Annotated in this window: 18 protein-coding genes and 1 pseudogene; 5 read left to right on the top strand and 14 right to left on the bottom strand. The window is 73.3% G+C overall.

Going from position 1 to position 20,009, the window contains the following annotated elements; translation table 11 throughout:
• Window positions 1–89 precede the first annotated feature (89 nt).
• On the bottom strand, window positions 90–1,325 hold the full coding sequence (locus tag ABZV94_RS20425) for a M20 family metallopeptidase (RefSeq protein ID WP_356342049.1): 1,236 nt from the start codon (window positions 1,323–1,325) through the stop codon (window positions 90–92).
• A gap of 232 nt (window positions 1,326–1,557) precedes the next feature.
• On the opposite strand from ABZV94_RS20425, the gene ABZV94_RS20420 reads away from it, so the two are divergent.
• Complete coding sequence (locus ABZV94_RS20420; RefSeq protein WP_356342047.1) at window positions 1,558–2,211, top strand: class I SAM-dependent methyltransferase; 654 nt, start codon at window positions 1,558–1,560, stop codon at window positions 2,209–2,211.
• A gap of 24 nt (window positions 2,212–2,235) precedes the next feature.
• On the opposite strand, the gene ABZV94_RS20415 is transcribed toward ABZV94_RS20420, so the two are convergent.
• The 5 genes from ABZV94_RS20415 to ABZV94_RS20395 all read right to left on the bottom strand — a co-directional run bounded on the left by ABZV94_RS20415 (window position 2,236) and on the right by ABZV94_RS20395 (window position 7,596).
• On the bottom strand, window positions 2,236–2,601 hold the full coding sequence (locus ABZV94_RS20415) for a hypothetical protein (RefSeq protein WP_356342044.1): 366 nt from the start codon (window positions 2,599–2,601) through the stop codon (window positions 2,236–2,238).
• 290 nt (window positions 2,602–2,891) lie between these two features.
• The gene (locus tag ABZV94_RS20410; protein WP_356342043.1) at window positions 2,892–4,037 is read right to left on the bottom strand and encodes a hypothetical protein; all 1,146 of its coding nucleotides are present in this window, start codon (window positions 4,035–4,037) and stop codon (window positions 2,892–2,894) included.
• A gap of 35 nt (window positions 4,038–4,072) precedes the next feature.
• Window positions 4,073–5,011 carry an N-acetylneuraminate synthase family protein gene (locus ABZV94_RS20405; RefSeq protein WP_356342041.1) on the bottom strand — a complete coding sequence of 313 codons (939 nt, stop codon included), beginning with the start codon at window positions 5,009–5,011 and terminating at the stop codon, window positions 4,073–4,075.
• 12 nt (window positions 5,012–5,023) lie between these two features.
• Window positions 5,024–6,253: an N-acylneuraminate cytidylyltransferase gene (locus ABZV94_RS20400; protein WP_356342038.1), complete on the bottom strand. Its 1,230-nt coding sequence runs from the start codon at window positions 6,251–6,253 to the stop codon at window positions 5,024–5,026.
• Between the two features lie 23 nt (window positions 6,254–6,276).
• On the bottom strand, window positions 6,277–7,596 hold the full coding sequence (locus tag ABZV94_RS20395) for a DUF6716 putative glycosyltransferase (RefSeq protein WP_356342036.1): 1,320 nt from the start codon (window positions 7,594–7,596) through the stop codon (window positions 6,277–6,279).
• Between the two features lie 198 nt (window positions 7,597–7,794).
• Between ABZV94_RS20395 and ABZV94_RS20390 the strand changes: the two genes are divergently transcribed.
• From ABZV94_RS20390 to ABZV94_RS20380, 3 genes are all read left to right on the top strand, one after another.
• Complete coding sequence (locus ABZV94_RS20390; RefSeq protein WP_356342034.1) at window positions 7,795–8,772, top strand: glycosyltransferase family 2 protein; 978 nt, start codon at window positions 7,795–7,797, stop codon at window positions 8,770–8,772.
• Window positions 8,769–10,103, top strand: coding sequence for a polysialyltransferase family glycosyltransferase (locus ABZV94_RS20385; protein ID WP_356342032.1), 1,335 nt, complete (start codon window positions 8,769–8,771; stop codon window positions 10,101–10,103). The genes ABZV94_RS20390 and ABZV94_RS20385 overlap by 4 nt, the downstream gene beginning before the upstream one ends.
• Before the next feature lie 234 nt (window positions 10,104–10,337).
• Window positions 10,338–11,480 (top strand): acyltransferase, encoded by a 1,143-nt coding sequence (locus ABZV94_RS20380; protein WP_356342029.1) that lies wholly within the window; start codon window positions 10,338–10,340, stop codon window positions 11,478–11,480.
• A 15-nt stretch (window positions 11,481–11,495) separates the two neighbouring features.
• Here the strand turns inward: ABZV94_RS20380 and leuE are convergent, their stop codons facing one another.
• Together leuE and ABZV94_RS20370 are read right to left on the bottom strand one after the other, a co-directional pair.
• Entirely contained in the window at window positions 11,496–12,146 is a 651-nt protein-coding gene (gene leuE, locus ABZV94_RS20375) for a leucine efflux protein LeuE (RefSeq protein WP_356342027.1), read from the bottom strand.
• Window positions 12,147–12,206: 60 nt separating this feature from the next.
• Complete coding sequence (locus tag ABZV94_RS20370; RefSeq protein WP_356342025.1) at window positions 12,207–13,799, bottom strand: methylmalonyl-CoA mutase family protein; 1,593 nt, start codon at window positions 13,797–13,799, stop codon at window positions 12,207–12,209.
• 81 nt (window positions 13,800–13,880) lie between these two features.
• Here ABZV94_RS20370 and ABZV94_RS20365 point away from each other — a divergent pair, with 81 nt between their 5' ends.
• On the top strand, window positions 13,881–14,783 hold the full coding sequence (locus ABZV94_RS20365) for a L,D-transpeptidase family protein (RefSeq protein WP_356342023.1): 903 nt from the start codon (window positions 13,881–13,883) through the stop codon (window positions 14,781–14,783).
• Between the two features lie 224 nt (window positions 14,784–15,007).
• Here the strand turns inward: ABZV94_RS20365 and ABZV94_RS20360 are convergent, their stop codons facing one another.
• The 6 genes and pseudogenes from ABZV94_RS20360 to ABZV94_RS20335 form a co-directional block, all read right to left on the bottom strand.
• A complete protein-coding gene (locus ABZV94_RS20360; RefSeq protein ID WP_356342021.1) occupies window positions 15,008–16,183 on the bottom strand; it encodes a hypothetical protein in 1,176 nt (391 codons plus the stop codon).
• Window positions 16,183–16,845, bottom strand: a complete 663-nt coding sequence (locus tag ABZV94_RS20355; protein WP_356342018.1) for an RNA polymerase sigma factor — start codon at window positions 16,843–16,845, stop codon at window positions 16,183–16,185. Before ABZV94_RS20355 ends, ABZV94_RS20360 begins: the two co-directional genes overlap by 1 nt.
• Before the next feature lie 293 nt (window positions 16,846–17,138).
• Entirely contained in the window at window positions 17,139–17,900 is a 762-nt protein-coding gene (locus ABZV94_RS20350; RefSeq protein ID WP_356342016.1) for a hypothetical protein, read from the bottom strand.
• Between the two features lie 366 nt (window positions 17,901–18,266).
• Window positions 18,267–18,875, bottom strand: coding sequence for an RNA polymerase sigma factor (locus ABZV94_RS20345; RefSeq protein ID WP_356342014.1), 609 nt, complete (start codon window positions 18,873–18,875; stop codon window positions 18,267–18,269).
• A 137-nt stretch (window positions 18,876–19,012) separates the two neighbouring features.
• Window positions 19,013–19,354 (bottom strand): hypothetical protein, encoded by a 342-nt coding sequence (locus ABZV94_RS20340; RefSeq protein ID WP_356342098.1) that lies wholly within the window; start codon window positions 19,352–19,354, stop codon window positions 19,013–19,015.
• Between the two features lie 202 nt (window positions 19,355–19,556).
• Window positions 19,557–19,913: pseudogene (locus ABZV94_RS20335) on the bottom strand (hypothetical protein); the annotation flags it as partial.
• Window positions 19,914–20,009: the final 96 nt, after the last annotated feature.

Below are 20,009 nucleotides of genomic sequence, written 5' to 3'. Positions count from 1 at the left end.
CAGTGCACGATTGGCTTGCATCCGTGTTGCGCCTGGCCGGGCAGCGGCCCCCCGACCGCCCGCGGACGGGCTCCCGGGAGGCCGACCGCTCAGCGCTGCGACCCGTTGACGTCCAGGAACGCGGCGGCCGTGAACAGCTCCACACCCACCGTGATCGCGTGCTCGTCGGCGTCGAAATCGCCCTGGTGGAGATCGCGCACCGTGCGCTCGCCGGGCCGGCGCACCCCGAGCCGGGCCAGCGCGCCGGGCACGTGCTCCAGGTACCAGGAGAAGTCCTCGCCGCCGAGGCTCTGCTCGGTGCTCTCGACGGACTTCATGCCGCGCCGCGCGACCATGGCCCGGCGCAGCAGCTCGGTGGACTCCCGGTCGTTGACGACGGGCGGCACCCCGCGCATGTAGGTGATCTCCGACTTGGCCCGGTGCAGGGTGGCGACCTCGTCGATGGCCGCGTGCACGATGTCGGGGGCCTGCCGCCAGGCCTCCAGGTCCAGGCAGCGCACGGTCCCGGACAGCTCCGCGTGCTGCGGGATCACGTTCGGGGCGTGGCCGGACTCGATCCGGCCCCAGGTGAGGGCGAGACCGACGCGGGTGTCGACCCGGCGGGCGATCAGCGCGGGGACGTCGACGGCGACCCGGGCGGCGGCGGTCACCAGGTCGGTGGTCAGGTGCGGGCGGGCGGTGTGCCCGCCGGGGCCGTCGAGCGCGATCTCCAGGCGGTCGCAGGCGCTGGTGATCGGCCCGTGCCGCAGCCCGATCTTCCCGGCCTCCACCTTGGGGTCGCAGTGCACGGCGAGGATGCGGCTGACGCCGGTCAGCGCGCCGTCCTCGATGGCGTCCAGGGCGCCGCCGGGCAGCACTTCCTCGGCGGGCTGGAAGAGCAGCCGCACCGGGCGGGGCAGCAGGCCCTTGGCGTGCAGGTCGGCGAGGACCAGTCCGGTGCCGAGGACGACGGTGGTGTGCACGTCGTGACCGCACGCGTGCGCCCGGTCCGGGACGGTCGACCGGTACGGGCAGTCGCTCTTGGTGTCCGGGATGGGCAGGGCGTCGATGTCGGCGCGCAGGGCCAGCAGGGGTACGGACGGCTGCTCACCCTCCGCGAGACCGATGTCACAGACGAGTCCCGTGCCCGTGCTCAGCACGCGGGGCTTCAGCCCGGCCTGCTCCAGCCGCTCCTTGATCGCGGCGGTCGTACGGAACTCCTGGTTGCCCAGCTCGGGGTGCATGTGCAAGTCGCGACGGAAGGCGACGAGCTCGGCGTGCAGGGACTCGCTCAGCACGCCGGGGAGCACATCCCCCGGGAGGCCGGCCTCGGACTCTAGGGACATCAATTGCTTCACCCTCTGAAGGGTAGGACGCCCGGCTGGTCAACTACCCCTCGATCAACAAAAGTTCAGCCCGTTAGGGGAATAAAATCTGACCGGCGGACGCATGGCGGTGAACTCTGGTGGGTAAAACCTCTGTTTCCTCTTCCACGGATACCACGCCTCCCCGGGGTCACGCGCGCGATGTCCACGAACCGGACCCCGCCGCGGCTCCCTGCCGGTAGGGTCCGCCGACGTGAGCGATGCGACCACGGACTTCCTCCGGACGACCCGTACCTCCTACGACACGATCGCCAAGGAGTACGGCGCCCGCTTCCCTCCCGGCGAGATCCACCCGCTGGACCGCACCCTGATCAGGACCTTCGCCGAGCTGGTCACGGCGAACGGCACGGCCCCCGTCGCCGACCTGGGCAGCGGGCCCGGGCACGTCACCGCGCTGCTGCACGAGCAGGGGGTGCCGGTGTTCGGGGTGGACCTCTCCCCCGCGATGGTGACGCTGGCCCGTGCGGCGTACCCCACCCTGCGCTTCCACGTCGGTTCGATGACCGCACTGGATCTTCCCGACGCCTCCCTGGGCGGCGTGCTCGCCCTGTACTCGACCATCCACCTGCCCGACGAGGAGCTGCCGACGGCCTGCGCGGAGTTCCGCCGCACCCTGGTCCCCGGCGGCCACGCCCTGCTCGGCTTCCAGTCCGGCACCGAGCCGGGCCGGCTGCACCTGGCGGAGCGGTTCGGCCACGACATCGACCTCGACTACTACTGGCGCACACCGGAGCAGGTCGCCGAGGCGCTGACGGGGGCCGGCCTGGACCTGGTGGCGACGGTCCTGCGGGAGCCGACCGAGGAGGAGACCCGACCGCGGGGGTTCGTGCTGGCCCGCCGGGGGTGAGGCGGGGCGGGTGCGAGGCGGGCCCTAGAAGTGCTCGACCTCCTGGCCGTCGGGGACCTGGTAGCAGCCGGAGATGACCATCAGGCTCAGCTTCGGTGGGTTCCTCTTCTTCATCCGGGTGATGTGCACGCCGGCCTTCTGCTCGTCGTTGTCGGCGATCAGGACCAGGTTCTTGTTCCGGCTGGTGTCGGGACCGTACTGGACGATCTTCCAGCCGTGCTTCGGCAGACCCCCGCACTCCTGGACGCCGGGGCCGCCGTCGGAGGCCTTCCCCTTGACTCCGGCCAGGTCGTACAGCCCGCTGGACACCTGCTGCATCTGGTCGGCGGCGTCCCGTGACGTACTGGTGCCGGCGTACGTGACGTCGTCGGATGCCTTGGGGGAGGTCACCCCGCATCCGCTGAGAGCGGTCAGAGCGATCGACGCGGAGAGCGCCGACGCAATCGGTCGGACGGTCGCCACTGGTGTTCTCCGGGGTCCGGTCGCCTAGAAGTGTTCAGTCGCTCCCACTCGTCCCACGCCATGCGTGATGGTCTCCCCGTGTCCCCGTTTCCGGCGGTCCCCCCGCCGTCTCGTGCGGGTCCCCTGCACGAGGTGAAGGAGCCTACCGAGATGTGATGACCGGGCGCCTGAGTATCCGTACTCATGCCCCGGTCAGCGGGCGTCGCGGCGAACCACGGCTACGCCGGGCTCACCGCCGCCAGCCGGTGGACGTCCCGCGCCGTGCCGGTCACGCCGGACAGGAAGCCCTGGGCGCGGGGGGAGGCGGTGTCGGTGAGCCAGGTCGGGTCGATGTCGCAGACCGCCACACGGACGCCCGTGCCGGCCAGGGCCAGCGGCAGGGTGTGGACGACGGTGGAGGGGAAGCTGAGGATCGTCCGGCCGATCGGGCCGCGGCGGGCGATCAGTTCCAGGGGGAGGTCCGGGCGGACTATCTCCAGGCCCGTCTCGGCGGCCAGGCGGTGCAGTTTCTCGGCGCTCTCGCGGCGGTGGGCGAAGTAGCGGGTGGCGCCGTGGGCCTTGGCCAGGTTCCGGACGGCCTCCAGGTAGCGGTCGCCGTCCACGACCCCGGTCTCCACCAGGGAGGTGCCGACCAGGTCGGCGCTCTGGGTGATGCGCGGCGGCCCGAAGCGGGCGCGGGTCCAGGCGAAGTCGTTGGCGGTGACGGTGACGCCGTCGGGGACGTCGGTCACCGGCATGGAGGAGAAGACCTCGACGCGCCGGCGGTCGCTCGGGGTGAGGCGGCGCCGGGCGGAGGAGGAGACCGGCGCGAAGAGCAGGTCACGGGCGCCGGGCCGGCCGCCCTTGCGGTGCCAGCGGACCAGGCGTTCGCCGCGGGCCAGCTGGGCGACGAACTCCATCGTCGCCGTGCCGTCGTCCACGACCACGAGGTCGCGGGCGCGGGTGATGGTCAGCAGCAGCTGTACGTAGCGGGAGAAGGGGTCTCCCATGACGATCCGGTCGGCCCGGCGCAGGGAGCCGGCGAGGCCGCCGATGGTGTGGAAGGGCGCGGTCGTACCGCCCCGCGCCTCCTCCCAGCGCACCCGGTACCCCTCGTCCCGGGCCAGGTCCGCCATGCGGCGCAGCTGGCCCCGGGTCATGGGGTCGGTCGGGGACAGTACGACGACGGTGAGCTCCGCGCCGGAGCCCGGCGGCGCGGTCTGCGCCGGGCCGGGCCCGGACGGCGGGACGGCCGGGTCGGAGGGCCCTGCGTCGCGCAGGCCGTGCAGGTGGGCCCACTCCAGTACGTTCAGCAGCTGTACCGGGCTCTCCACGAAGGCGAGCGTGCGGGCGGGGTGGCCGGCCTGGCCGGCGCGGGGGCTCATCGGCGTGCGACCGTCCCGTCGTCAGTGACCTGGATTCACACCGAGACCGGCTCGCCCGCCGCCGCGGCGATCTCCGCCTCGGCGACGACGCCGGCGACGCGGCGCAGCTTCTTCATCGGGCCCAGCTCGGAGTCGTAGACCTTCTTGACGCCGTCGCCGAGGGAGGCCTCGATGGTGCGGATGTCGCGGACGAGGCGCTGAAGGCCCTGCGGCTCGACCGAGGCGGCCTGGTCGGAGCCCCACATCGCGCGGTCCAGGGTGATGTGGCGCTCGACGAACGTGGCGCCCAGCGCGACCGCCGCCAGCGTGGTCTGCAGGCCCGTCTCGTGGCCGGAGTAGCCGATCGGGACGTTCGGGTACTCCTTCTCCAGCGTGTTGATCACGCGGAGGTTCAGCTCCTCGGCCTTGGCCGGGTAGGTGGAGGTGGCGTGGCACAGGAGGATGTTGTCCGAGCCCAGGACCTCCACGGCGTGGCGGGTCTGGCGCGGGGTGGACATGCCCGTCGAGAGGATGACGGAGCGGCCCGTGGCGCGCAGGGCGCGCAGCAGCTCGTCGTCCGTCAGGGAGGCGGAGGCCACCTTGTGGGCGGGCACGTCGAACTTCTCCAGGAAGGCGACGGCCTCGGTGTCCCACGGGGAGGCGAACCAGTCGATCCCCTTCTCCTTGCAGTACGCGTCGATCTGGCGGTACTCGTCCTCGCCGAACTCCACCCGGTGGCGGTAGTCGATGTAGGTCATCCGGCCCCAGGGGGTGTCGCGCTCGATGTCCCACTGGTCGCGCGGGGTGCAGATCTCGGGGGTGCGCTTCTGGAACTTGACGGCGTCGCAGCCGGCCTCGGCGGCGACGTCGATCAGCTTGAAGGCGTTCTCCAGCTCACCGTTGTGGTTGATGCCGATCTCGCCGCAGATGTAGACGGGCTCGCCGGGGCCGACCTCGCGCGAACCGAAGGTGCGCAGACGGGAGTTGGTGCTCATCAGGGGGTGTCCTTACTTGGGGAGGGAATCGAGAGAGGGGCCGAGGATCCAGCTGGCGATCTCTCGGATCGCGCCGTCACCGCCGGGGACGGTGGTGACCGCGCGTGCGGCGCCGCGTACGACGTCGTGAGCGCTCGCGACCGCCACGGGCCAGCCCACGAGGGCGAAGCACGGCAGGTCGTTGACGTCGTTGCCGACGTAGAGCACGCGCTCCGGCGCGATGCCCTGCTCCTCGCACCACTGCTTCAGCGCGAGGTCTTTCCGGTCGATGCCGTGCAGCACGGGGATCCGCAGCTTCCGTGCGCGGGCGGCGACGACCGGGTTCTGTTCCGTGGACAGGATCAGCAGCTTCAGGCCGCTCCTGCGGAGGGCCGCGATGCCGAGGCCGTCGCCGCGGTGCACGGCGACGAACTCCCGTCCGTCGGAGTCGATCAGCACCCGGTCGTCGGTCTGGGTGCCGTCGAAGTCGAGTACGACCGCGTCCACGTCGCCGGCGGTCGGCAGCGCGCCGGGGCGGTCCGCGTCGAAGAGGGGCGCGAGGGCGCGGGCGCGGGCCAGGTCGTGCGGGTCGTCGATCTCCAGCACCCGGGCCGGGTCGGTGCGGACCAGCTCGGTGTGGCCGAAGAAGCGGTGGCGGTGCTCGCGGAAGCCGGCCGCGTCCATCGCGTAGGCGGCGCCGGTCTCCAGGAAGTCCTGGGGGCGGTCCTGGCGGCGCGGGCGGTAGGACTTGTCGTGGTTGACGCCGCGACCGCCCTCGGTGGGTTCGTCGGCCTCGCGCCAGACGAAGCCGTGGAAGGGCGCCACGGTGACGGCGGTGTCGGCGCCGTTCTCGGCGACCGCGGCGGCGACCCCGTCGATGTCCTCGCGGACGAGGAAGGGGCTGGTGCACTGCACGAGCAGGACCACGTCGACACAGGCGCCGTGCAGCGCCTCGTGGATGTCCATGGCGTGCAGGACCGCGGCCTCGGAGGTGGCGGTGTCCCCGGCGATGGCGGCGGGCCGCAGCACGACCTCGGCGCCGGCCTCCCGGGCTGCGGCGGCGATGGCCTGGTCGTCGGTGGAGACGACGACGTCGGTCACCAGCCGGCTCGCCCGGCACTCGCGCACCGCGCGGGCCACCAGCGGGACACCGCCCACCGGGGCGAGGTTCTTCGCGGGCACGCCCTTGGAGCCGCCGCGCGCGGGGATCACCGCGAGCACCCGGCGGACCGAAGCGCCTGGGCCCGCTGCCGAGTGGGACATGGGGTCTTCTCCTTGGGGTGAGGTCACAGCTCGCCCATCCGCCGGATCACGGGGGCGACCCGCTGGACGCCGTGCCGGTAGGCGCCGCGCGCGGCCCGGCGCACGATCTGCCGGACGGGGCCGGGCGCCTTGTCGGCGGCGGGCGCTCCGGGCAGCGGTACGCCGTCGGGGCCGAGGTGGTGGCGGGCGAGGATGCCGGGCAGATAGCCGGGCGCGGTCTCGGGGGTGTAGTAGGGCGTGAGGGGCGGCAGCCCGCCCGGCCGGTCCAGCAGCCGGGCGATGCGCTCGCGCGCGCTGTCGAACGCCGTGGCGTAGGTTCCGTCGGCGGCGACCCCCTGCCGGGCCACCCACTCCTCGTCCGGCACCGGACGGTGCCCGGCGTCGAGCTGGTCCCAGGAGGCGAGGCAGCCGGAGCCGGTGAAGTGGTGGTTGCCGAGCACCTCACGGACCCCGAGGTCGGTGAGGACGGCGGTCGGGATGCGGCGGTGCAGGGCCTCCAGGGCGGCCGTGGAGCTGACCGTGACCAGCAGGTCGGTGCGGTCCAGCACCTCGCCCATGTGCCCGTACACCAGGCGGAAGTTGGCCGGCAGGTCCTGGCCCTGGGCCAGTTTCTGGTACGGCAGCTCCTCGATGTGGGTGGTGTGCTCGCCGGGCTTGGAGCGCAGCTTGAGCAGCACCTCCCGCTCGGGGTGCTTGCGGGCGTGCTCGATGAGGCGGTTCAGCAGGTAGGTGCGGTCCCGGCGGTTGTCCGGTACGGACGGCTGGGCCGCGAACACCACGGTGTACGGGGTGTGTTCCCCGGTGTAGGGCGCCCCGCCCAGGAAGGGCAGGGCGACCTCGGTGACCGAGGAGGCGTCGGCGCCCACGCCCTCGTACACGGCCCGGAACCGGTCCGCGTCATGGCGGGAGTTGGCGAGGACGAGGTCCGCGCCGTGCCGCAGCAGCAGCCCGTCGGTGAGCTTCTCGTAGACGACGCCGACGTAGCCGGTGACGACCACGGGACGCTTCCCGGAGCCCCAGGCGGCGCGCAGTCCGTGCAGCATCGCCTGCACACCGCCGCCGACCAGGGCGAGCACGAGGACGTCGTACCGGTCGTCGGGGTCCTCGCTCATCGCGCGCAGGAACTCGGCACCGGTGACCTCGCGCAGGGAGTCGGCCTGGACGCCGACTTCCTTCAGCTGGCGGGCGGTGGGGGTGGCGCGCCCCCGCAGGAGGTAGCCGTCGAGCCGGACCTCGGCAGCCGCGGGAGTGAGGCGCTGCGCGGTGAGCGCGCCCCACTTCCACCGGGTGTCGGAGTCCGCGAGGACGGCGACCCGCAGGGACTTCGTTGCACTTGCTGGCACGCCGGAGACGCTAGGAAGCCATTCCGAGGTTCCGCCCAACCCGAATGCAACAAACGGTTAACAGCACATCGCCGAATGGCGAATCGGGCCGGGATCGGCGCGGGAAACAGCCTGGTTCACAGCTTCGCCACGTGCCGTTCACCCGGCATCAAGCAGGCGGTCAAGACGAATGACGGGCCGCGTCCTAACGTCCCTGACGTGGTCAAGCTCTCCGTCATCGTGCCGTTCTACAACGTGCAGCAATACGCGCCGGACACCCTCAGGAGTCTGCAGTCGAATGCGCGTGAGGACTTCGAATTCATTCTCGTCGACGACTGCTCGCGCGACGGGACACCAGAGATTCTCGCGCGTGCGGAGCGCGAGTTGCCGGGCGCGGTCGTGGTCCGGCACGAGCAGAACGGAGGGCTGGCGACCGCGCGCAACACCGGGATCGACCGGGCGCGCGGCGAGTACCTGACCTTCCTGGACGGGGACGACTGGCTCGCCCCCGGCTACTACCCGCGGTTGCTCGCCGCCATCGAGGAGCTCGGCTGCGACTTCCTGCGCACCGACCATGTGCAGTGCACCGCCCGGGCGCGCAGCGTGCACCGGGTGCCGGTGGGCCGGCGGAACACGGTGCTCAGCCCGCGGGAGGCGATCCTGCCCGCCGACCGGTCCACCTCGGTGGACTACGCGTACGCGTGGGCGGGCATCTACCACCGCAGGCTGGTGGACAAGGGGCTGCTGCACTTCACCGACGGGCTGCGCACGGCCGAGGACCGGCCGTGGATCTGGAAGCTGCACCGGGAGGCGGAGTCCTTCGCGGCGGTGAGCCTGCTCGGCGTGTTCTACCGGCGCGGGGTCGCCTCGTCGCTCACCCAGATCGGCGATGTGCGGCAGCTGGACTTCATCCGGGCGTTCGACCAGGTCATCGCGGAGACGGCGGCGGACCGGGAGGCCGGCGTCCTGCTGCCGAAGGCCGTGCGCACCTATTGCGCGATCATCGCCCATCACCTGGGCTCCATCGAGAGGTTCGAGCCGGCGGTGGCGAAGAAACTGAAAGCCCTGAGTGCCGCCGCCCTGCGGCGCATGCCGCAGGACGTGCTCGACGAGGCGCTGGACTCCATGGACCTGCCGCGCGCCACCCGGCTGCGCCGGCTGCGCCGCCGTCCCGCCCCCGCGGGAGCCGCCGCGTGACCACCCAGATCTTCCAGGCGTCGACGCTGTACGGCACGGCCACGCTCGCCGCCGCCCTGGACTCCGGCTGCTTCCGCCCGGCCGACCGGCGGATCCTGCTGGTCTGCAACAACGCGGCCACGCCCGAGACCTCACCGGCGCTGGACACGATGCCCGGCTTCGAGCGGCTGCGGGACCGGTTCGACGACGTGGTGTCGTACAACGAGGCGATCTTCCCGTTCCACCCGGGTGGCTGGGCGCCCCGCGCCGACGACCTGCCGCTGTGGGAGCGGTACTTGCGCCACGAGTGGCGGCTCGGCACCGACGACGTCGAGCTGGCCGTCGAGTCGATCCAGGTGAACCCGTCGCTGGCGCTCGCGCAGATCTTCACCGGCGCCCCGGTCACCGTCTACGCCGACGGCCTGATGAGCTACGGCCCCACCCGCAACAAGATCGACCCGCTGGTCGGCACCCGCGTGGACCGGGTCCTCCACCTGGACCTGGTGCCGGGTCTGAAGCCGCTGCTGCTCACCGAGTTCGGGGTGCCGGGCGAGGTCCTGCCGACCGCCGCCTTCACCAAGGTCCTCGCCGAACTCGCGCCGCTCGGCGACGAGTTGCCGGACGTCGAGGAGCCCGCGCTGCTGCTCGGCCAGTACCTGTCCGCGCTGGACATCCTCACCGCCGAGCAGGAGGAGAACCTGCACGTGCGGATGCTGAGGGGCGCTGCCGCGCTCGGCCACACCACCGTGGTGTTCAAGCCGCACCCGTCCGCGCCGGCCCGCTTCACCCGCTCCCTGGAACAGGAGGCGGAGCGGCTGAAGGTGGAGCTGACCGTGCTGGACACCCCGGTGCTCGCGGAGGTGCTGTACCAGCGGATGCGTCCCGCGCTGGTCGTCGGCTGCTTCTCCACCGCCCTGCTCACCGCGTCCGCGCTGTACGGCCTCCCGGTCGCCCGGGTCGGCACCGACCTGCTGCTGGAGCGGCTGACGCCGTACGAGAACAGCAACCGCGTCCCGGTCACCGTCGTCGACGCGCTGCTGCCCGAGCTGACCGACAAGGCGGCCGTCGCCGAGCAGCGGCAGGGCATGGACGTGGAGACGCTGGGCGCGCTGGTGCGCGCGGTGGGCTTCGCGATGCAGCCGAAGATCCTGCCGCGGCTGCGCGCGGAGACCGAGGGGTGGCTGGCGCGGAACCTGAACGAGCGGACCCTGCGCTACTTCAAACGCAAGCGGCTGACCTCGCTGGCCCTGCCGGGCGGGGTGCCGTCCCAGCTGTCGTTCCTGCCGCGCAACGCGACGGTCCGCCGGGTGGCGCGCACGGCGCGCAGTCTGCGCAAGGCCGTACGGCGCTGAGCGACCCCCGTGCCGACAGGGCGGGCCCGGTCCGGGCCCGCCCTGTCGGCCAACCGCGGGAAGGAAAATCGACGGACAGGTGAACGAGCGCGGTCGCGCAGGCGAATCGTTGGTTTTTCGATCAAGTCGTGTCCGTGATGCGCCCAGCGACCGATGAAACGATTTCTCTTGGAGGCAGATCTTCACCAGAAAGACAAAGACGATTAACGCCAGTCGGGTTGGGTGCCGAGAACCATGCCTGTTTCCTCCACCGTCCTTGCCGCCGTGCCCGCTCCCCCGGCCCGCGGAACGACCGATGAACGCCGGAACCGTCTGCACGCGTTGGACGGACTGCGACTGCTGGCCGCGCTGATGGTCTGCCTCTACCACTACGCCGGACGCGGCGGCCCGGTCTCCGCGTCCTGGCACCAGACCCCGGCCCATGTCTTCCCGACGCTGTCCCAGGTCGCCACCTACGGCTGTCTGGGCGTGCAGTTCTTCTTCGTCATCAGCGGTTTCGTGATCTGCATGAGCAGTTGGGGCCGCACCCTCGGCGACTTCTTCCGTTCCCGGGTCGCCCGCCTCTACCCCGCCTACTGGGTCGCCCTGGTGCTGGTCACCGCGGCGGCCGTGGCACTGCCCGTGGTCGTCCACCCGGTCCGGCCGCACGAGTTCCTGGTCAACCTGACGATGCTGCAACAGCCGATGGGCGCGACCCGCGTCCTCGGCGTGTGCTGGACGCTGTGGGTGGAGGTCCGCTTCTACGCCCTGTTCGCCCTGTTCGTCGTCCTACGGGGTGTCACCTACCGCCGGGTGGTGCTCTTCTGCGGCGTGTGGACGCTGGCCGCGGTGGTGTGCCGCACCTCCGGCAACGCGCTCACCGACCAGCTGGTCATGCCCGAGTACGCCCCCTTCTTCGTCGGCGGCCTGGCCCTGTACCTGATCCACCGGTTCGGCGGCGACCTGCTGCTGTGGGGCATCGTCGCGGTGTCCTGGCTGCTGGGGCAGGGCACCGCCACCCAGGGCCTGTGGCACCCGGGCGCGCAGGGCGACTTCCACCGCAGCCCGTACGTCATCATCGCCGTCGTCACCCTCGCCTTCGCCTCCGTGGCCGCGGTGGCCGTGGGCTGGACGCGCTGGGCCTCCTGGCGCTGGCTGGTCACGGCCGGGGCGCTGACGTACCCGTTCTACCTGGTCCACGAGCACCTGGGCTGGTTCGTCATCCGGGTCCTGCACCGGGGGCTCGGGCTGCCGCCGTGGCCGACGCTCGCCGTGACCGTGCTGGTCATGCTGACGCTGGCGTGGCTGATCCACCGGTTCGTGGAGAAACCGTTCGGCCTCCGGCTGAAGCGGGCGCTGAAGAAGGCCCGTACGCCTGCGCCGGGCCTCCTCGGCTGAGGACCGGGCCCGGGGTCACGTGCCGGCGAGGGAGAGCTTCACCGCGAATCCCAGGAACAGCGCGCCCGCGGCCGACGTGGCGGTGGCGGACAGCCGCCTGCGCCGGCGGAACGCCGCGGCCAGCCGGGTGCCGCCGAATATCAGGGCGCTGAGGTAGAGCGCGCTGGCCAGCTGGGCGAACGTGCCGAGGACGACGAAGGAGAGGGCCGGGTAGGCGTAGCCCGGGTCGACGAACTGCACGAAGAAGGCGACGAAGAAGAGGATCGCCTTGGGGTTGAAGAGGCTGACGACCAGGGCGCGGCGGAAGGGCCGCTCGTCGGCGCCCTGGGCGGGCGCGGCCTCCTCGACGGCCCGCTCCCGCCGGGTCCGCCACATCTGCCGGGCGGCCCGCAGCATGCCGATCGCCAGCCAGCTCAGATATCCGGCGCCCGCGTACTTCACGATCCCGAACAGCAGCGCGTTCCCCTGGAGCAGCGAGGCGACCCCGGCGGCGGACAGCGTCATCAGCACGGTGTCGCCGCACCACACACCGGCGGCGGCCGTGTAGCCGGCCCGCACACCGCGGCGGGCGGCCACGGAGAGGACGTAGAGGGAGTTGGGACCGGGCAGCAGCACGATCAGGATCACGCCCGCGAGATACGTGGGGAGGTCGATGACGCCGAACATGGAGGGAGTGTCGCACGGGGGTACGACACCGCGTCCTCCCGGTCCGGCGGGCGGAAACCCTCAGAAGGTGTCGCTCGGTACGTGGCTCCCCCACACCTCGCGGAGCGCCCCGCAGACCTCCCCCACCGTCGCCCGCGCCCGCAGCGCCTCCTTCATCGGGTACAGGACGTTGTCCTCGCCCTCCGCCGCCTTCCGCAGCGCGTCCAGTGCCGCGGTCACCGCGGCGTGGTCGCGGTCGGCCCGCAGCCGGGCCAGGCGTTCGGCCTGGCGCGTCTCGATCGCCGGGTCCACCCGCAACGGCTCGTAGGGTTCCTCCTCGTCCAGCCGGAAGCGGTTGACGCCGACCACCACCCGGTCACCGGAGTCGGTCTCCTGCGCGATGCGGTAGGCGTTCTTCTCGATCTCGGCCTTCTGGAAACCGCGTTCGATCGCGGCGACCGCGCCGCCCAGGTCCTCCACCCTGCGCATCAGGTCGACGGCCGCCTCCTCCACGTCGTCCGTCATCCGCTCCACCGCGTAGGAACCGGCGAACGGGTCCACCGTCGCGGTCACGTCCGTCTCGTGCGCCAGCACCTGCTGGGTGCGCAGGGCCAGCCGCGCGCTCTTGTCCGTCGGCAGCGCGATGGCCTCGTCGAAGGAGTTGGTGTGCAGCGACTGGGTGCCGCCGAGGACCGCCGCCAGGGCCTGGACGGCGACCCGGACCAGGTTCACCTCCGGCTGCTGGGCCGTCAGCTGGACGCCCGCCGTCTGGGTGTGGAAGCGCAGCATCAGCGACTTGGGGTTCTTCGCGCCGAACTCCTCCCTCATCACCCGCGCCCAGATCCGGCGCGCGGCGCGGAACTTCGCGACCTCCTCCAGCAGGGTCGTGCGGGCGACGAAGAAGAACGACAGGCGCGGGGCGAAGTCGTCCACGTCCATGCCGGCCGCGACCGCCGTACGGACGTACTCGATGCCGTCGGCGAGGGTGAACGCGATCTCCTGTACGGGGGACGCCCCGGCCTCGGCCATGTGGTAGCCGGAGATCGAGATCGTGTTCCACTTCGGGATCTCGGCGGTGCAGTACCGGAAGATGTCCGCGGTCAGCCGCAGGGACGGCTTCGGCGGGAAGATGTACGTGCCCCGGGCGATGTACTCCTTCAGCACGTCGTTCTGGATCGTGCCCGTCAGCCGGTCCGCGGCCACCCCCTGTTCCTCCGCCACCAGCTGGTACAGCAGCAGGAGCAGCGCGGCGGGCGCGTTGATCGTCATGGACGTCGAGACCTGGTCCAGCGGGATGCCGTCGAAGAGCACCCGCATGTCCTCGACGGAGTCGATCGCCACGCCCACCTTGCCGACCTCGCCGTGGGCGATCGGCGCGTCGGAGTCGTGGCCCATCTGGGTGGGCAGGTCGAAGGCGACGGACAGGCCGGTGGTGCCGTGGGCGATCAGCTGCCGGTAGCGGGCGTTGGACTCCGCCGCCGTGCCGAAGCCCGCGTACTGGCGCATGGTCCAGGGCCGGCCGGTGTACATGGTCGGGTAGACCCCGCGGGTGAACGGGTACGCGCCCGGTTCGCCCAGTTTCCGGGCCGGGTCCCAGCCGGCCAGGTCGGCCGGCCCGTAGACCGGCTCGATCGGCAGGCCCGACTCCGACTGACGTGCCGACTGCTGTGCCATCGCTGCCTCCGCGCGGTAGGACGGGTACACCTCACCATGCCCCGTAGTTCGGCGGCGGTCACGCGGGGAAGCATCCCGGGCATGAGGATCCCGGGGAGATCTGCCGCTCTGCTCGCCTCGGCCGCCGCACTCGCCGCGCTCTGCGGGTGCACCGTGCAGCCGGCGGGCGCCGATGGGAAACAGGGCCTGCCGGTGCACCGGGAGGTGCCGGGCGGTCCAGGTCCCGGCACCGTCCGGGGCGGTCCGAACAGTCCGGGGCCCGGCACCGCCCGGACGGCACCGGCCGCGCCGCCGACGGCCGCACCGACGGCCACACCGGCCGCCACGGCCTCCGCTCCGGCCGTGCCCGCGCCTCGGGTGCTGTGGTCGCGCGGGGACGACGGCCCGGCCGTGCGGGAACTCCAGGCGCGGCTGCGCCAGGTGGCCTGGCTGGCCGTGGGGCCGAACGGGTCGTACGACGGCGCGACCGAGCGGGCCGTCAAGGGCTTCCAGGGCAAGCGCGGGCTGCCCCGGACCGGCGCGACGGACACCGTCACCTGGCAGCGGCTGGTGGCGATGACGCGTCCGCCGGGCAGGGAGGAGCTGTACCCGGGGAGCGGCCGGCCGGCCGCCGCACCGGATCCGCGCTGTCTGACCGGGCGGGTGCTGTGCATCAGCAAGACCAGCCGGACCCTGCGCTGGATGATCGACGGGCGCACCGTGTCCACGATGGCGGTGCGGTTCGGCGCGCAGTACACCCCTACCCGCGAAGGCGTGTTCACCGTCTACTGGAAGTCACGGCACCATGTGTCGACTCTCTATCACTCGCCGATGCCGTACGCGATGTTCTTCAGCGGTGGCCAGGCGGTCCACTACTCGTACGACTTCGCGGCGCGCGGTTACGCGGGCGGCTCCCACGGATGCGTCAACGTCCGGGACGAGGCGGCGATCGCCCGGCTCTTCGCGCAGGTGAGGATCGGTGACAAGGTCGTCGTGTCCTGGTGAGGGCCCTGCCGCGAGGATGCGTTGCGGGGCGCGGGCGGGACCGGGGGAACGTGTCCCGCCCGCGCCAGGTGCACGAGCCGCGGGTACGGGGGGAACCCCGGCTCCGTGCGACGGCCGATGACCAGTCGGCTCACTCATTACTGCGTCACGGGCTCCAGAAACGTCACACCTCGCGCCGAGAAAGTTTCGGCGTTGCCAAAAGCCCAGGTCAGAGGATGCGCCGATCAGAGCGCGGTGTACGTCGGAGTCGGTGACGGGGTCGCGGAACCGCTGCGCGGTGCGCCGGGGTGCGCGGGCGCGAAGGCCGAGGGTGCGGGAGCGACGGCACCGCGGTGCCGGCCACCGCCCTTGCCGTCGCCCTTGTTTCCTCCCTTGTTTCCGCCCTTGCCGCCGCCGTTGCCTCCGCCCTCACTCTCGCCGCTGTGCTTGCCGCCGCCCTTGTCGCCGCCCTTGCCGTCGGGATCGGCGGGGCCGTCGTCGGCCTTGCCCTTTCCTCCGCCCTTGCCGCCGCCCTTGCCGCGGTCCTTGCCCTCACCCTTGCCGTTGTCCGAGCCCTGGCCGGTGGTGTTCTCGCCGCTGCCGCCGCCGTTGGCGCCACCCGTGCCGCCGGAGGCGGACTCGCCGGTGCCCAGCAGCACCTTGCAGTACGCGGTCACGCGGCCGGGACCGCCCGCCAGGTGTTCCAGCGCGCGCTTGCGGCCGGTGTCCAGGTCCTTGCCGTCCCGCAGCGCACGACAGGCCGCCGGGGCACCGGGCCAGCCGGTGCCGGACGTCGCGGAGGGGGCTCCGGCGCCGGGTACGGCGGCCTCGTCATCGGTGCCGCCGCGGCCCCCGCGCGTACCGCCGTCCGGCGTGCCCGTGCCCGTGCCGCCGCCCGGAGCGGACGGTGAGGCGAGCGGCTCCCCGGTGGTCGTGTCGGAGGAGACGGAGGCGGCCGGACGGGGGTGCTCGTCGCCGAAGGGCGTGGGCAGCACCCCGCTGCCGGCGGCCACCGCGACTCCGCCGAGCGTGCCGGCGGCGACCGCGGCGGCGAGGGCCAGACGCACCGGGCGGGCCCAGCGGGGGCGCCGCGTGCGGATTCCGGTACGAGCCGGGGCACCGATGCGGACCAGGCCGGCGTCGGCGCCGCGTGCCGGGGTGCGGGAGGCGGCGGGGGCGTGCGCGGCTGCGGTGCGCTCCGCGTCGGCGGCCTCGCGGGCCTTGCGGAACGCGGCCAGGGCGGCCTGCTCGCCGGGGAGTTCACCGGGGGCGGGGGCCGCCTCCGCGGACAGCGCGCCGAGTGCCCGGGAGAGACGTTCGGCCTGGTCACGGGCGGAGGGGTCGACGGCTTCCAGTGACTCACCGCGCAGCAGGCGTTCCGCCGTCCCACGGTTCAGCCACTTGTACTGCTCGTCGGCCATCACATGTCCTTCTGCGTCCGCGTACGCGTATGCGTCACAGTTGCGGACGTCACCGCGCCCCGGCGCGGTTCTCTTTGAGGTGGGAGCGCGTCGAGTCCGCCCGTCGATTCCGGATCGTCGCCGATCAGCTCCGCGAGGCGCTTCAGACCGCGGTGCGCGGCGGTCCGGACGGCGCCCGCGCGTTTGCCGAGGGTCTCGGCGGCGGTCTTGGCGTCGAGGCCCACGACCACGCGCAGGACGACCGCCTCGGCCTGGTCCTGCGGGAGCCGGGCGATCAGGGAGAGGGTGCTGTCGGTGGCCAGGGCCTCGATGGCCTCGCCGGCCGTGTCGGACTCGGCGGCGCGGCCGGTCAGCTCCGTCTCGTCGCCGCCTATGGCGGGGCGTCGGCCCCGCATGCGTATGTGGTCCAGGGCGCGGTTGCGGGCGATCCGGGCGGCCCAGCCGCGGAACCGGTCGGCGTCACCGCTGAAGCGGTCCAGGTCCCGGGCGATCTGGAGCCAGGCCTCGGACGCGACGTCCTCGGCGTCCAGGTCGCCGACCAGGGTGCGGACGTACCCGAGCAGGCGCGGATGCACCGCGCGGTACACCGTACGGAACGCGGTCTCGTCTCCGTCCTGTGCCGCACGCACCGCGGCGGTCAGCTCCGCGTCGTCCCCCAGCACCGTACTCCCTTTACGCCTGTCTTCGGTCGGCGCGAAAGGCACGTTACGGCGTGAAACCGCTGCCCGTCCATGTCTGTAGAAGATGCAACTAACTCGTGACCGGGTTCGGATGTGCGCAGCGTGAGGCCGGGACGGGGTCGTGATGTGGCCGCGCTGTGGCGGGGTGTGACAGAAACCGCATCCACGGCGCTGAAGGAAGTACGGGCCGCGCGCGGCCCGTCCGCGCGACGGCCGGGGCCTCTCCTGTGGGGGGTGGCGGCCCCGGCCGTTGCCTTCGCGGGGCAGGTGAGCGCCTAGCCCCTGCCGCCGGGGGCCTTCCTTTCGCCCCTGCCGTTGGCGCCCTTGTCGCCGCTGCCGCCGTTGTCGCCGCTGCCGCTCTTGTTGCCGGACGTATCGCTCTTGCCGGCGTTCGTGCCCGGCGTCTCCTCCCCGCGGGCGGCGCAGTAGGCGGTGACCTTCCGCGCTCCCCCGGCCGCCGTGACGAGCCGCTTCCAAGCCGCCGCCGGCAGAGCGTCGCCGCGTTCGCCGGCCCGGGTGTAGGCACGGCAGTGGGCGAGGGTGTCGCGGGCGGTGGCCGGGTGCCGCGGGCGGTCCGCGGATGCGGTGCCGGTGTCCGAGGTCCCGGCCGGCCCGGTGTCGGCCGGGGCGGGCGGAGCGCTCGCCACCGGCCGCGTGGACCGCTGGGACCGGCCCCGGTCGGTGGCGTGCGTGCCGGACCCGGCGGAGCCGATGGCCGCGACGGCGACCCCGCCCAACGTGAGGCTCGCCAGCGCGAGCGTGAGGGTGGTCCGCAGCGAGCGGCGGGCGGGCGCGGGCCGCCCGGGCCGCCAGTCGTCGCGGGCGCGGGTCCGCGCGTCGTGCGCCCCCGCGTCGCGCGCGGCCCGGAAGGCGGCGACGGCGCTGCGCTCGGCCTCGGCGTCCACGCGGTCGGCGCGCAGCGCGGCGGCGAACCGCTGCTCCAGCGCGGAGGCGTCGGCCGGGTCCGGTACGGCGACGGCACCGCCGGGCTGCGCGCGCCGACGACCGGTCCCGCCGCCGCTGTGCCGTTCACCCATGCCCGTTCCCGCCCTCATCCGGTCCACCCGGAACTCCGTACGCCGATCCACCCGCACCCATGCTTCGGGGCCCGGGGCGCCCACACCTGCCGGCCACCACGGCCCCGTGCCCGGCCCCAGGGCTCCCGGAGCCGTACGCCCGCGACCACCGGCCGCCGGTGACCCCGGTCCGGGAGCCGTACGCCACGACCACCGGCCGCCGTCGGCCTCGGCCCCGTCGGCCTCGGACCCGGCGCCCAGCGGACCCCGGACCACCCCACCCCGCACGCCCCGGAGCCCAGACGCCGGACACCCCCGCGCGCCGCCGGAAGCGTCCGGCGGGCCGACGACCCGCCCCCTCCATACGGCCCGCACCCGCCGGCGCGTTCACCCCGGCTCGTCCCGCGTCGACGGATCCGCGCCCTCCGTTCCGAGCTGGCGGGCCAGGCGCCGCAGGCCCCGGTAGGCGGCCGTGCGGACGGCGCCGGGGCGTTTGCCGAGGACGCGGGCCGCGGCCGGGCCGTCGAGGCCGACGACCACCCGCAGCAGCACCGCCTCGGCCTGGTCCCGGGGCAGGGCGCGGACCAGTTCCAGCGCGCGTGCGGTGGAGAGGGACTCCAGGGCCTGGTCGGGGGTGCTGTGCCGGCCGGGCAGTTCCAGGGCGTCCTGCTCCAACTGCGCCGCCCGGGGCCGTACCCGCTGCCGGCGCAGATGGTCCAGCGCGCGGTGCCGGGCGATGGTCGCGGTCCAGCCGCGGAAGCCCGCGCCGTCGCCGCGGAACCGGCCGAGGTCGCGCGCGATCTCCAGCCAGGCCTCGGAGGCGACGTCCTCCGCGTCCTCGCCGACCAGGCTCCGCAGATAGCCCAGCAGGCCGGGCTGCACGATCCGGTAGGCCACGGCGAACGCGGTCTCGTCGCCGTCCTGGGCCCGCGCGACGGCCGCGCCCAGCTCACCGTCCCGCGGCTGCGGGCGGCGGGGTTCCCCTCCCTGGCCCAAGACCGTCCTCGTTCGTGCCGAGTTCCTGGCCACTGCGTGGCGCCTGCCTCACGGTGCGACACGCTCCGGCCGTGTCCCCGCCCTCCACGATCATCAGCGTCGGCCCCGACGGAAGTGTCACAGCCGGGCGGGGCCGGTCAGCCGGGGGCGGTCGCGTCCCGGCACAGCAGCCGCAGCGAGCCGTGGCCGCCGTAGCAGCGGCGGGCCTCGTCGATGGGGTCCCACAGCCGGCCGTCGGGGGTGCGCACCCAGTGCTCGCCACCGGTCGCCCACCACTCGGCGCCGGCCTGCCGGACGATCACCTCTCCGGCGTAGGCGCCGAAGCCGCGCAGCACGCTCTCGACGGCCGCGTACGGGGCGCCCTCCCGGCGTATCTCCTCGATCATCCGGTCCACCCGCCACAGGCTCTGCGCCGAGTAGTCGAGCCGTACCCGCGCGCCCTCGCGCATGGTCGCCACGGCGTCCGCCGCCCACCGCACGGGCTTGGCCGCGGCACTGGGCCTCGTCTCCTGCGGTGCTGCCGGGGACCGGGTGGCCGCACGAGCTGTCACATGAGTCGTCACTTCGGCTGTCACATAGAAAGGAGCGAGCCGGGGCGGGGTTCCGTCACCACTGTTCGAAACGTTTCTCCCGACGTTCGGCCAACCGTCGCAGGACCACCCCACGTCCGCCGCACGAAAGTCACAGCGCCCCCTCACGCCCCGGTTCCGCGACACCGCGCGCCCGGCGCGAGACCACCGCGCGCAGCACCCGGCGGCCCTCCACGGACACCTCCAGCGCCCGGCGCAGCCCCTGCGCGCCGTGTCCCGCGAGGATCTCCAGCACGGTGGCCTGGCGGCGCAGTTCGGCGGCGACGAGCGGCGGCAGGCCCGCCGTGGCGCCCGCGCGCCCGGCGTCGAGGCCGTCGGGGGCCGGGGCGCCGTCCGCCGCGGGGTCGAGCAGCCGCTGGACGCGCAACGAGGCGACCGAGCAGGCGTCGGCCCAGGGCCGCACCGCGCCGGCGGTGCGCTCGGCCGGGGCCGACTCCAGCATGCGCCGGACCTCGACGCGACGATTGTGAATAACGCGCTCCCGCACAATCAGGTCGCCCTCAAGTTCAGTACCACGGACCAGACATGGGTGGTCTGCGCCTAC

Source organism: Streptomyces sp. NPDC004658, assembly GCF_040609555.1.
Lineage (GTDB): Bacteria > Actinomycetota > Actinomycetes > Streptomycetales > Streptomycetaceae > Streptomyces.
This window is presented reverse-complemented; position numbering and strand designations above follow the sequence as displayed.